The organism is Pedobacter ghigonis (assembly GCF_903166585.1).
GTDB classification, from domain to species: Bacteria; Bacteroidota; Bacteroidia; order Sphingobacteriales; family Sphingobacteriaceae; genus Pedobacter; species Pedobacter ghigonis.
This window is the reverse complement of sequence record NZ_CAESCM010000005.1, coordinates 280209-292445: the sequence shown is the minus strand read 5'-3', so window position 1 is coordinate 292445 and position 12237 is coordinate 280209. Positions and strand designations below refer to the sequence as shown.

Below are 12237 nucleotides of genomic sequence, written 5' to 3'. Positions count from 1 at the left end.
ACCTGCCTTAATATTCTCTCATTCAAAATTCTAACATGCTATAATTACTAATTGAATGAATGAATTTGGGAATTATCTTAAGATGCTATCATTCAAAATACCATCATTTCATCATTATTAATTAAGTATTTTAACTTCCAGCTTACCTTCAAAATAATCTTTTAGCTGCTTACCGTCGCCATGTAAAGTCCATACCTGCTGTGGTTCTACCTTTTCAATGGTTTCTAAAATGGCTTCCCAATCGGCGTGGTCAGAAATGTAGAGTGCTATACCGTTCTGCTGTTGCAGGTTTTTCCAGCCCGAAGCAAAGGCCCTCACCACGTTAATGGCTTTATGGTAGCTGTGAAAAACCATTGGCGGTACAATATATACCTGATGCTCGTGGTTATTTTTCATCGCTTTGCGGTCGTACATTTTGTAATTACCCAGTTTCATACCATAATCTTCATAAATTTTAACAAAAGGCATTATACTGTGGTGCACCATCACATTTTTAGTGGGGCAATATTCGCTCAACAACTGGATAATACGCTGACTTTTGCCCAGGGCATAAGCACCCAGCATAATATTGGCATTGGTTAAATTTAGCTTTTTAATTTCTTCTACTGCCGAAGGGTGTTTGGTATCCGGATTGGCAAAAGTACTCTCGGTAATCAGCACATCGGCCTTAACAAATTCGAAAGGCTCACAAGTGTCATCGGGTTCTATTTTATAATCGCCCGTATAGAGGTATTTAACACCCTTATATTCCATTAAAACCTGTGCAGAACCTAAAATATGTCCGGCAGAATAGAAAGTAATGGTTACTTCTTTTATTTTAAACGACTGGTGATAAGCTTTAACGTAAAAATCAACAGCAGCGAATTTACGGTAACGGTGTTTCATAAAGGCTTCGGTAGCCGCTGTACAATACACATTTTGGCTTCCACCTATGGCATGATCGCCGTGAGCATGAGAAACTACCGCTTCTTTTACGGGTTGTTGCGGATCGAGGTAAAAATCGCCGTAAACACAATATAAACCCGTTGGGGTAATGGTAATAAAATCTGCTAAAATCATGAATTAGATAAAAAGATTTAAGGATTATATGATTAAAGTAGATTAGGCTTTAGCGCTTTTAAACGCTTCGGCCGCTTTAAGAAATTGCTTGTGTAAAGCTAAAACCTGTTCGATTATGGATTGTTGCTCATCATTAGCGATAAAATGGTTGGCCAGTTTCGACTTCTCCTCATCACTAAGCTGCTTATCCATGCGGGCTTTAACCTGTTCTGCAGAAACGCCATCTCGCTGCATTACCCTTTTCAGTTTAAGATCATAAGGGGCTGTAACCAGAATGGTCGTATCGCACATTTTATAAGAACCGCTTTCGAATAACAAGGCTGCTTCTTTTAAGGTATAAGGAGTATCGGACGGAATGGTTGCTTCCCAGCTATCAAAAGCACGGAAAACTGCCGGATGTACGAGCGCATTGAGTTGTTCGAGTGCCTTTTCATTATTAAAAACAATGCCTGCAATGTGCTTATTGTTCAGTTTACCGTCTTCAAAATAACTTTCATTGCCAAAAGCAGCTTTAATACCTGCTACCAGCACAGCATCTTTACACATAATCTCTTTGGCCACCGTATCGGCATAAAATACAGGAACTCCGAGCACTTCAAAAACCTTACATGCAGTAGTTTTACCACTACCAATACCACCTGTTATACCTACTTTATACATTATTTTTCTACAATGAAATCTATTTTGGAGGGCGTTACACTCACCAGTTTACAATAATGAGGAAATTGGGTTATTTTAACTGTAAACTGTCGGTGCTTTAAATTTTGCCATTCATCAGCATCAACTGTTGCGGTAATAAAACTATCGTCTACCTGATCGTAATTACTTAAAGCCACCAGAAAGGTAACTTTAATTTTTTTAGGATAAAGCTTAATGCTATTGTAATTTCTGTTGTTTATCAACTTTAACGGGACTTCTATCGTTTTTTCGGTAAACTCGTCAACAGGGAGTTTCACCTCAACAGAAGAAGGATAGATACTTACATTTTTATGAAGGCTGTGCTGTAATCCTACCCTAATGGTGCTGCTGCCTTGTATTTTATCCAGCTTTAGTGTATCGGTAGGCCAGCTTTTTATTTTGGCCAGCTCTTCAGCCGGTCCGGCTACCTTTACATATTTAGGGTTCAGGATAATTTCGCTCGAAATTCCATATTGTTTTACAAAATCGAGTTTATCAATCAGTTTTACCGGAACTTTCTTTACTATTCGTTTAGTAAAATCGAAATACAAGGTATCGGGCTTAACCGAAATTACCTTTTGAGTACTTTCCAATTGCCTGTTGATGTTAAACAGCTGATCAGAAAAAACAATAAAATCTTTGGTATTGAGCTGGCTTAAATTAACAGAAACCGACGGCGGACTGATTCGTAACCGTGCAAAAAGCAATTGCCATCCCGTACCCTCTACCTGTAAATCTATCGTATCTGATTGTAAGGGATAAAACGCCCTTTTGGTTGGTGTATTTTTAAATACCAGAACAGTTTTAGCCGTGTAAATATATTTGTTGTTCAATGCCATAAAAAGCCATGCAGCTATAGCCAGCAATAAACAGGCTAATAAGCTAAATACACGTCTTTTTTCAATTTTAGTTAATCTAATAAAGGGCATAATGAATAATTGTTAGATATAAGCCGGAAACCGTTGATCTAAAAATGTACGCAACCAAATGTAGTAAAACAAAAACAGTCCCGAAAGTTTTCGGGACTGCTCTTTATTTTTAGTTATTTTGCTTAAGCTTTAGCTGGTGCTATTGCTGCTTTCGTAGCATCTAAAGAAACTGCCGATTTATCGAAACGGATTTTAGCGCCGCTTTCTACTTCAATTAAGAAAGTGGTTTCGTTTAAATCTACAATTTTACCGTGAATACCTGCAGTGGTAATTACTTTATCACCTTTACCTAATTCTGCTACTAATTTTTTATGATCTTTTGCCTTTTTAACTTGCGGACGGATCATGAAGAAGTAGAAAACTACCATGATTAATACCATTGGTACAATCGTACTTAGCATGTTGCCTCCGCCTGCTGCCTGTAAAATTACTGTTGATGTCATTTCTTGTTTTATTTGTTTTTGTGAGTAGTTGATGGTTATAGAAATGTGCCAAAGGCAAATTACCTAACCATCAGCCAATTTATTTTTTAGCCAGTACCTCGCCTACCAAATGTACGGTAGTTGTGGTTGGGTTGGCATTCGATGTAACGGTTACCACTTTATCCTGCATCCCCATTTTCCCTTCACTGTTAAATACTACGCTGATAATGCCTTCTTTACCGGGCAAAATTGGTTCGCCAGGCACCTGAGGAACGGTACAGCCACAGGTTGCAGTTGCATTTGAAACAATAAGCGGACTTTTACCTGTGTTTTTCAGTTTAAAATCGTGCTTAACTTTTTCGCCCTGCTCTATTTTACCGAAATCGTAAATATCGCGTTCGAACACGATAACGGGAGCATCGGCAGGAGCAACTTTAGCTGTTTTTGAAGTATCGTTGCCAACCGAAACTGCCGAAGCTGTTTCTGAAGTTTGGTTATTTGCATTGCGGCAAGCTGTAAATGAAATCGCAGCAATAGCCAGGATAAATATTTTCTTCATTTTTTAATCTTCAATTAATCCGCGGCCGATCTTTTTAATGGTGTTGTTTTTCTTAAGATCGCCTAAAATTTTGTCTAAAATACCGTTAATAAACGAATTACTTTTCGGTGTACTGTAATCTTTTGAAAGTTCAAGGTACTCGTTAATGGTAACTTTTACCGGGATAGACGGGAAATTGAGCAGCTCGCAGATCGCCATTTTCATCAAAATGGTATCCATTAAAGCAATACGTTCCGATTCCCAGTTTTTGGTTCTGTCGGCAATCATATCCTGATATTTGGCATCGTTTTGCAAGGTGTGCACAAAAAGATCCTGTACAAATTTGCTGTCTTCTACCCAATCGGCGCTGATTTCGGTCAGTTTGTTTTTAAACGGATCGTCGGAAGTAAAGTTTTTCAGGGTTTTAGCTACCATACCTTTCATCACCTCATGATCTACCTGCCAGTTGATAAATTTCTCTTCGAAAACCTGAATAATTGCCTGGCTTTTTAGGATAATTTTACGGAAAATGTATTTGATGATATCTTTTGATGATTCTAAACTTTCGTTCGGATCGGCCAGATAATCGGCATATTCTTTTGATGCTTTTAAGGCATTATAAACTGTTTTACGGATTTCAGGATCGAAGCCCCAGTCTACCTTGTACTTTTTAACAGCAGCCACATAATCAGGGTTTTGCTGCAATAAAACACTAAATTTATTGTGCAGCAATTTCATGTTCGGATTAATATCCTCAGCTGTTTTGATAAACTTGTTCTGACGCTCTGCAGCGTCGTTAGCAGTAAATTCGGTAACTTCTACCATTAAAGACAACATCCAGATGTACATTTCGTACACGCTATCGATGCTTTGCATTAAAGTTTTCAAATCACCTTTAATGTCTTTTTTGTCTGCCATGTGCCATGCAAAAATGTTTTGCAAAGCTTTGATTCTTAAGTGCCTTCTGTTTAACATGAATGTAAGAACGAGTGCGGTTTTTTAAAACCTGTTTTTAATAATTATTGATTTAATATGACGATTTAATTTTTTTAATATCTGCAATCCGTTTTTCGGCAATGCGGTTTGCAGCAATGTTAGTTGAGATATTTTCGGCCTTGCTTAGTTTAATCACACTACGCGTGGCATCGTAGATATTCTCGGTAAGTTGTACGGTTCGTTTTTTACCAAAACCAGTCAGTTCTGAATAACACGAAATTAAGCCCCCTGCGTTGATTAAATAATCAGGTGCAAATAAAATTCCTTTTTTCAACAGCAATTCGCTATCTAAAACCTCATCTTTTAACTGATTGTTTGCCGAACCTGCAATAATTGAAAACTTCATTTTTTCAATAGTTTTGTTGTTCACCGTCGCCCCCATTGCACATGGTGCATAAACATCGGCCTCGGTGGTAAAAATTTTATCGGCTTCAATCGGTTTTGCCTTGTATTTACGGGCTACGTAAGTTAATTGCTCCTGGTTGATATCGCTAATCAAAACTTCGGCATTTTCTTTCCTCAAAAGTGCTACCAAATGTTCGCCTACATTACCAATTCCTTGTACAACTATAGTTCTTCCGGCCAGCATATCGGTTCCGAAAACTTCTTTAACGCTGGCTTTAATACCTAAGTATACACCTTGTGCAGTAAATGGTGCCGGATTGCCTGCGCCGCCAATTGATTCTGGAACGCCGGTAACATAATTGGTTTCCATGCGGATATATTCCATATCACGCGTGTTTGTACCCATTTCCTCAGCAGTAATAAATTCGCCATTGAGGTTTTTAATAAACCTGCCATAGCTACGCATTAAAGTTTCTGTTTTGTCTTTTCTCGAATCGCCAATGATTACTCCTTTACCCCCGCCCAGGTTTAAACCTGTAATGGCAGCTTTGTAGGTCATTCCGCGCGATAAACGAAGGGCATCTTCTAAGGCTTCGCCTTCAGTAGCATAACTCCACATGCGTGTACCACCCAGAGCCGGGCCTAATGTAGTATCATGTATAGCAATAATTGCTTTTAAACCTGTATCGGGATCATTGCAAAAAACCAACTTTTTATGCCCGTAAGCACTTAATTGATCTAAAATGGAAAAATCTGTCTGCGAATTTGCTGGCATATGAACGTTCGGATAACCTGCTGCAAAATTAGAATAAAAAACGATTATTACATGTATTTAACGAAACTATAACAAAAATTATTGACAACTCTACTCACCCTGAAGGCATAGAAAATGTGTCATTATTATTTAAAGCTTAATCCTTAACCACTAATTATGCCTTATGGAATAACAAATTTATCTAAGTTTGTACAACATGAAACATCTGAGCCGATTAAACAAGTACTTTCTAAAATACAAGTGGTGGATTATTCCGGGGAGTATTTTCGTCGTAATATCGAATATTTTTGGCGTAGTACCCGCCCAGGTAATTGGCTACGCAGTTGACCTGATCACCGAAAACATCCAGATTTTTAACTTGTTTAGAGGTTTCAATCGTCAAGGCATTATTTACGATATTTTTAGCAGTAACCTGCTGTATTTTGGTTTACTGGTTATTGCCCTTTATTTATTGCGCGGACTGTTTTTATTCTTCATGCGCCAAACGATTATTTTAATGTCGAGGCATATCGAATTTGACATGAAAAACGACATTTACCAGCATTACCAGGAGTTGAGCTTAGGCTTTTATCGCCGCAATAATACCGGCGATTTAATGAACCGCGCTACTGAAGATGTAAACCGTGTGCGGATGTATGTGGGCCCGGCCATTATGTACACCATCAATACATTTGTATTATCGGTACTCATTATCTGGTCGATGTTTGATGTAAACTCCAAACTGGCCATTTACTGTCTGCTTCCTCTGCCCTTTCTGGTTATCATTATTTATTATGTAAACACACTTATATTTAAAAAGAGCGGAAAGATACAGGAGCGTTTATCAGATTTATCGAGTTTTGTACAGGAGCGCTTTTCGGGGATCAGGATTATCAAATCGTATGTGCGCGAAGATTATACGCGCAATATGTTCGAAATACAGAGCAACGCATACAAAAAGGATTCGATGGGGTTAGTAAGGGTCTCGGCCTTATTTTACCCCACTATGTTGCTATTAATTGGCTTAAGTACCATTTTAACCATTTATGTAGGAGGCATACAGGTAATGAATGGCAGTATTACTGCCGGGAATATCGCCGAATTTATCATTTACATTAACCAGTTAACTTTTCCGGTAACCATGCTGGGTTGGGTAACTTCACTAATCCAAAGGGCAGCTGCATCGCAAAAGCGGATAAATGAATTTTTAGATATCCCATCTGATATCCAGTCCAAAGAAACACAGGAACGGGTTTTAGCGGGCAATATTAAGTTTGACCGGGTAAGTTTTACATACCCTGACACTGGAATAGAGGCTTTGAAAGATGTGAGTTTTGAAATTAAAAGCGGCGAATTTGTAGCCATAATAGGCAAAACCGGCTCAGGCAAATCTACATTAGCCAACCTGATTATGCGGATGTACGATGTAGAAAATGGCAGGATTGATGTAGATAGTAAAAACATTAAGGCGCTTAACCTGAAAGATTACCGGGGACAAATTGGCTTTGTACCACAGGAAGTTTTCCTGTTTTCGGATACCATTAAAAACAACATTGCCTTTGGTTTAGATAGCGTTACCGATGAAGAAGTGCATACGGCCGCCAAAAATGCATCGGTGTATAACAACATTATCGATTTTGAAGAAAAGTTCGAAACCATGCTGGGCGAACGTGGCATTACGCTCTCTGGCGGACAAAAACAGCGTGTTTCTATAGCCCGCGCCCTGATCAAATCACCTAAAATTTTAATATTTGACGATTGCCTTTCGGCGGTTGATACGAAAACAGAGGAGGAAATATTACAAAACCTGGGTAAAATTATGCTTGGAAAGACCAGTATTTTAATTGCGCACAGAATTTCTACAATTAAAAATGCAGATAAAATTTTAGTACTCGATGATGGAAAAATCATTGAACAAGGCACACACAATGAATTACTTAGTAAAAATGGCAGTTATACCGAGCTTTATAACAACCAACTTTTAGAGGAAGAAAGCCGTACTATTTAAATTGTATCAAAATTGTATTTTGAACTTTAAATATTTGCTTTATATTTACCGAAACCAAAAACCAACATCAATACCAACCATGGGAGAATTCGACAACAAGGAAAGAGAAGAAGTTTTTTCAAAGAAAGTTAGAGCAGGTAAGAGAACTTATTTCTTCGACGTGAAGGCTACGAGATCGGGTGATTATTATTTAACAGTTACCGAAAGCAAGAAAAGATTAGAAGACGGTGTATTTGTAAAACATAAAATCTTTTTATACAAAGAAGATTTCGAAAAATTCGCTGAAGGCTTAAACGAAACTGTTGATTATATCAAAACCCATCAGGATGTGGTTGAAAAACGTTACGAATATTCAGAAAACGGAGAACATAGCAGCAGACCAGGCGATGATTTTTCTTTCTAAGTAATATAATTTCACAAAAAAAGCCTTTGCATAATTAAAATTGCAAAGGCTTTTTTATTGCTGTGCTCCTCGCTCTAGCGTATAGCCATACCCGCACCTACAACAAATACCAATAAAAAGTAGCCTACAATTATGGCAATGGTCATAATTCCCCAAAACTTAAAAAGGGATTTTAAACTCAGTATTGCGGTATCTAAACTTTCCTGATCTCCAAACAATACGCCTTGTTTGCCTTTATTGGCCAGTCTGAACAATAATATGCTTGGATAGAAATAAAACAAACCCAGCAGCAAATAAACCACGGTTACAATGGTTGCACCTCCCTGCCCCAATGGCGCAAACTGTTTTGCCAAGCCCGGATTGCTCGAAATAATTGATGGTATACTTAATGCAGCCAAAATAATGAAAGCAGCGAATACAAAACCGACAATTGATAAGAATTTGGCCCATTTCGTAATATCGTAAAGGTAGCTCCGCATTTCTTCGGTAACGATTAATTTTACCTCCTGCGGCACTTCTTGTTCTAAATCTTCCATGTGTGTTATCTGTAATTTTTGTTAAACTTAGATAAAATATCCATCTGCCACAAATTACTGCCTTTAATTAAAGGTTATAAAAGCTTATCTTTGCCCGATTTTTAGACTAAAGACTAAAGACTAAAGACTAAAGACTAAAGACTAAAGACTAAAGACTAAAGACTAAAAGCTGAAGCATGGGACCTAGACATTTGACTATGAACTATGAACCATCAGCTAAAAAACTATTGACTATAAAATAAATACTAAAATATAAATGGCATTACAATGTGGTATAGTGGGTTTACCAAATGTTGGTAAATCGACTCTTTTTAACTGTTTATCAAACGCAAAAGCGCAGGCAGCAAACTTTCCCTTTTGTACTATTGAGCCCAATGTTGGCGTAATTACGGTACCTGACGACAGATTGACTAAACTTGCTGAACTGGTTAAACCCAACAAGGTACAGCCAAATACCATCGAGATTGTAGATATTGCCGGTTTAGTAAAAGGTGCATCGAAAGGTGAAGGCTTGGGAAACCAGTTTTTAGGAAACATCCGCGCTACAAATGCGATTATCCACGTTTTACGTTGCTTTGATGATGGTAACGTGATCCACGTTGATGGTTCTGTTGATCCGATTCGCGACAGGGAAATTATTGATACCGAATTGCAGCTTAAAGATTTGGATACCGTGGATAAACGCATTCAAAAGGTTGAAAAAATGGCTAAAACAGGTGGAGATAAGGATGCAAAACGCACTTACGAAATTTTAACAGTAGTAAAATCTCACCTGGAGAGTGGAAAATCAGTTCGTACTGCGCCTTTAGCTCAGGAGGATTTCGATTTTATTGAAGATTTAGGTTTGCTTACGCAAAAACCGGTAATGTATGTTTGTAATGTGGATGAGGCATCGGTAGTTACCGGCAACAAATATGTTGATCTGGTTAAAGCCAATGTAGCTGATGAAAATGCGGAGGTTTTGGTGATTTCGGCAAAAATCGAGTCGGAAATTGCAGAACTGGAAAGCTACGAAGAGCGTCAGGAGTTTTTAGCTGATTTAGGTTTAACCGAATCGGGTGTAAACAAACTGATCCGTGCAGCTTATAAATTATTAAACCTTTACACCTATTTTACTGCTGGTGTACAGGAAGTACGTGCCTGGACCATCACCAAAGGCTTTACAGCGCCACAGGCAGCTGGTGTTATCCATACCGATTTTGAAAAAGGTTTCATCCGTGCCGAAGTGATTAAATACATTGATTTCGTAACCTTAGGTTCTGAAAATGCATGTAAAGATGCAGGTAAACTGGGTGTAGAAGGAAAGACCTATGTAGTGGAAGATGGCGACATCATGCACTTCAGGTTTAATGTTTAAGTACTAAAGAATAAATTATATAGAGCCACTCAAAAAGAGTGGCTTTTTTGTTTGCTAGGCTCTTTAGCCACGGAGGTATAGAAAACACGGAACTAAAATTCGTCATTGCGGGAAGGCTTTTTCAGCCGACCAAGCAATCTTTCTGATAATGATTGCAAGCAGAAAAGATTGCTTCGTCGTTCCTCCTCGCAATGACGTTTTCTCTATTAAACTTCCAAACCATAAGCAGCCAGTTGTGCTTTGGTATCTTCATAATCAGTATGATGAATGCCTTTCAGGCCCAATTGTTCAGCTACTTGAACAAACAGCATACGATCATCTATATACAAACTGGTTTCAACGTCGCTCTGCGAAATATCAATAGCAACTTTAAAGATATCGGCATCGGGTTTGCGGAAGTGCACAAAGCTTGACGAAACAAAGAAATCTACAAATTCGTTCAGTTTAAAGGTATTGATGCGGTATTGATTAAGTTCACGACCTTCATTGCTGATTACGGCCACTTTTAGGTTATATTTCTTTTTTAACTCGCAAATCAGCTCTATCATTTCGGGATAAGCCAACGACTTTTTGAACATAAATTCTTTAAAATCATCGTAACTGAAACTGCGCTCTTCAAAGAAAACAATACGCTCCAAGTATTCATCTAAAGTTAGTTTACCCACTTCGTAGGTGTCAAAAGTAAGGTGGTGACGTTCTTCCAGATCAACTGAATCGAGGTTAAACAAAACAGAGGCTTCGCCCCTGGCTTTCCTGTCCCAGCCATTGGTTAATAAAACGCCGCCAATATCGGTAAAGAGGGTAGTAATTTTCTTTTGCATTATTTAGAGAATTAAAGTAATACGCCTTTTAAAATTAAAACTGCAACACTAAAATAAATCACAATTCCGGTAACATCTACCATTGTAGCCACAAAAGGTGCCGATGAGGTAGCCGGATCGAGCTTTAGTTTTTTTAGAATAATTGGCATCATCGAACCAATTAAACTGCCCCAGAGCACAATACCTACCAGCGTAAAAAATATTGTTGTGGCAATTAAAAACCAGTGCGGCCCATAGTTATATAAATGCAGCTCTTGCCAGGTTATAATACGAATAAAGCCAATTGTACCTAAAATGATGCCCAGTAATGCTCCGGAAACCAATTCCCTGCGCATTACTCGCCACCACTCGGCAATGGTTACTTCGCCAAGCGCCATGGCCTGTATAATTAAAGTGGAAGCCTGAGAGCCGCTATTACCGCCGCTGCTCATAATTAAAGGTATAAAAAGCGATAGCACAACTGCCTTTTCGAGTTCGATTTCGAAATGTTGCATCGCGGTTGCGGTTAACATTTCACCCAAAAAGAGCACAATTAACCAGCCTGCGCGTTTTTTTACCAGCTTTAAAATCGGCATATCGAGGTAGGGCTCATCCAATGCCTCGGTACCCCCTATTTTATGCATATCTTCGGTATATTCTTCGTTGGCAATCCACAAAATATCATCAACGGTTACAATCCCCAAAAGGATGTTGTTCTCATCCACTACCGGCAAGGCTACGCGATTATTCATCCTGAAGATATTGATGGCATCTTCCTGCGGATCGTTGGCTTTTAGGGCAATAAAACGTTTATCGGTCAGCTCGCCAATAATCGCCTCCGGATCGGCCAATAAAACCTCCCTGATCCTGATGTCGTCGAGCAATACACCTTCCTTATCAATCACATACACCACATCAATGGTTTCGGAGTTTTTACCATAACGCCTGATGTGCGCCAGCACCCTGGTAATTGACCATTCGGGCTTTACTGCAATGTAATCGGGTGTCATTAAACGCCCGATACTATCTTCTTTATAACCCAAAAGGGCGAGCGATTCTTTGCGTTCTTCGGCAGGCAGCAGGGTAATCATCTTTTTTACCACATCACCTTTCAGTTCACTAAAAAGTGCAGTACGGTCATCAGGTGGCAGATCTTTAATGATCTGGTTCAGTTTATTGCCTGAAAGTTTTTTAATGATACGTTCCTGGGTTGGGAAATCAAGAATGCGAAAAACATTTACAGCCCGGTTTATGGATAGGGTTTCGATAAACTTGGCCGCATACTGGGGCAGTTCATCAATGAGTTGTTCAACATCCGAAATGTTCAGTTGGTCGAGATATTGCTTTAAAGCTTTATCGTTTTCCTTTTCAAGCAGTTCCTGAATCTCTTCTACAACCATTTCTTCCATAAA

The 12237-nt window shown here is 38.7% G+C and carries 13 protein-coding genes; 3 read left to right on the top strand and 10 right to left on the bottom strand.

Annotated elements, in window-relative coordinates; genetic code table 11:
- Positions 1–117: 117 nt before the first annotated feature.
- From HWV58_RS10250 to HWV58_RS10220, 7 genes are all read right to left on the bottom strand, one after another.
- Positions 118–1059: an exonuclease gene (locus HWV58_RS10250; RefSeq protein WP_175634010.1), complete on the bottom strand. Its 942-nt coding sequence runs from the start codon at positions 1057–1059 to the stop codon at positions 118–120.
- Positions 1060–1101: 42 nt separating this feature from the next.
- Positions 1102–1719: a dephospho-CoA kinase gene (gene coaE, locus HWV58_RS10245; protein ID WP_175634009.1), complete on the bottom strand. Its 618-nt coding sequence runs from the start codon at positions 1717–1719 to the stop codon at positions 1102–1104.
- Positions 1719–2666, bottom strand: a complete 948-nt coding sequence (locus HWV58_RS10240) for a CdaR family protein (protein ID WP_235972697.1) — start codon at positions 2664–2666, stop codon at positions 1719–1721. Before HWV58_RS10240 ends, coaE begins: the two co-directional genes overlap by 1 nt.
- Before the next feature lie 122 nt (positions 2667–2788).
- Positions 2789–3109 carry a preprotein translocase subunit YajC gene (yajC, locus tag HWV58_RS10235; RefSeq protein ID WP_175634008.1) on the bottom strand — a complete coding sequence of 107 codons (321 nt, stop codon included), beginning with the start codon at positions 3107–3109 and terminating at the stop codon, positions 2789–2791.
- Between the two features lie 79 nt (positions 3110–3188).
- Positions 3189–3647, bottom strand: coding sequence for a DUF1573 domain-containing protein (locus tag HWV58_RS10230; protein WP_090771254.1), 459 nt, complete (start codon positions 3645–3647; stop codon positions 3189–3191).
- Positions 3648–3650: 3 nt separating this feature from the next.
- Positions 3651–4601 carry a transcription antitermination factor NusB gene (gene nusB, locus HWV58_RS10225; RefSeq protein ID WP_175634007.1) on the bottom strand — a complete coding sequence of 317 codons (951 nt, stop codon included), beginning with the start codon at positions 4599–4601 and terminating at the stop codon, positions 3651–3653.
- Positions 4602–4653: 52 nt separating this feature from the next.
- A complete protein-coding gene (locus HWV58_RS10220; RefSeq protein ID WP_175634006.1) occupies positions 4654–5742 on the bottom strand; it encodes a Glu/Leu/Phe/Val family dehydrogenase in 1089 nt (362 codons plus the stop codon).
- A 196-nt stretch (positions 5743–5938) separates the two neighbouring features.
- On the opposite strand from HWV58_RS10220, the gene HWV58_RS10215 reads away from it, so the two are divergent.
- A complete protein-coding gene (locus HWV58_RS10215; RefSeq protein ID WP_175634005.1) occupies positions 5939–7729 on the top strand; it encodes an ABC transporter ATP-binding protein in 1791 nt (596 codons plus the stop codon).
- Between the two features lie 79 nt (positions 7730–7808).
- Entirely contained in the window at positions 7809–8132 is a 324-nt protein-coding gene (locus tag HWV58_RS10210) for a DUF3276 family protein (RefSeq protein WP_124561329.1), read from the top strand.
- A gap of 74 nt (positions 8133–8206) precedes the next feature.
- Here HWV58_RS10210 and HWV58_RS10205 read toward each other — a convergent pair whose 3' ends face one another.
- Positions 8207–8668 carry a DUF5362 family protein gene (locus HWV58_RS10205; RefSeq protein WP_175634004.1) on the bottom strand — a complete coding sequence of 154 codons (462 nt, stop codon included), beginning with the start codon at positions 8666–8668 and terminating at the stop codon, positions 8207–8209.
- Between the two features lie 256 nt (positions 8669–8924).
- Here HWV58_RS10205 and ychF point away from each other — a divergent pair, with 256 nt between their 5' ends.
- Positions 8925–10025 (top strand): redox-regulated ATPase YchF, encoded by a 1101-nt coding sequence (gene ychF, locus HWV58_RS10200; protein WP_175634003.1) that lies wholly within the window; start codon positions 8925–8927, stop codon positions 10023–10025.
- A gap of 206 nt (positions 10026–10231) precedes the next feature.
- Here ychF and HWV58_RS10195 read toward each other — a convergent pair whose 3' ends face one another.
- Positions 10232–10846, bottom strand: a complete 615-nt coding sequence (locus tag HWV58_RS10195) for an HAD hydrolase-like protein (RefSeq protein ID WP_175634002.1) — start codon at positions 10844–10846, stop codon at positions 10232–10234.
- A gap of 11 nt (positions 10847–10857) precedes the next feature.
- A complete protein-coding gene (gene mgtE / locus HWV58_RS10190) occupies positions 10858–12234 on the bottom strand; it encodes a magnesium transporter (protein WP_124562532.1) in 1377 nt (458 codons plus the stop codon).
- Between the last annotated feature and the right edge of the window lie 3 nt (positions 12235–12237).

Coding starts and splice junctions, on each gene's coding strand:
- HWV58_RS10195 (WP_175634002.1), bottom strand. CDS start 10,846: ATGCAAAAGAAAATTACTACCCTCTTTACCGATATTGGCGGCGTTTTA.
- HWV58_RS10205 (WP_175634004.1), bottom strand. CDS start 8,668: ATGGAAGATTTAGAACAAGAAGTGCCGCAGGAGGTAAAATTAATCGTT.
- HWV58_RS10215 (WP_175634005.1), top strand. CDS start 5,939: ATGAAACATCTGAGCCGATTAAACAAGTACTTTCTAAAATACAAGTGG.
- coaE (WP_175634009.1), bottom strand. CDS start 1,719: ATGTATAAAGTAGGTATAACAGGTGGTATTGGTAGTGGTAAAACTACT.
- ychF (WP_175634003.1), top strand. CDS start 8,925: ATGGCATTACAATGTGGTATAGTGGGTTTACCAAATGTTGGTAAATCG.
- mgtE (WP_124562532.1), bottom strand. CDS start 12,234: ATGGAAGAAATGGTTGTAGAAGAGATTCAGGAACTGCTTGAAAAGGAA.
- HWV58_RS10220 (WP_175634006.1), bottom strand. CDS start 5,742: ATGCCAGCAAATTCGCAGACAGATTTTTCCATTTTAGATCAATTAAGT.
- HWV58_RS10210 (WP_124561329.1), top strand. CDS start 7,809: ATGGGAGAATTCGACAACAAGGAAAGAGAAGAAGTTTTTTCAAAGAAA.
- HWV58_RS10240 (WP_235972697.1), bottom strand. CDS start 2,666: ATGCCCTTTATTAGATTAACTAAAATTGAAAAAAGACGTGTATTTAGC.
- yajC (WP_175634008.1), bottom strand. CDS start 3,109: ATGACATCAACAGTAATTTTACAGGCAGCAGGCGGAGGCAACATGCTA.
- nusB (WP_175634007.1), bottom strand. CDS start 4,601: ATGTTAAACAGAAGGCACTTAAGAATCAAAGCTTTGCAAAACATTTTT.
- HWV58_RS10250 (WP_175634010.1), bottom strand. CDS start 1,059: ATGATTTTAGCAGATTTTATTACCATTACCCCAACGGGTTTATATTGT.
- HWV58_RS10230 (WP_090771254.1), bottom strand. CDS start 3,647: ATGAAGAAAATATTTATCCTGGCTATTGCTGCGATTTCATTTACAGCT.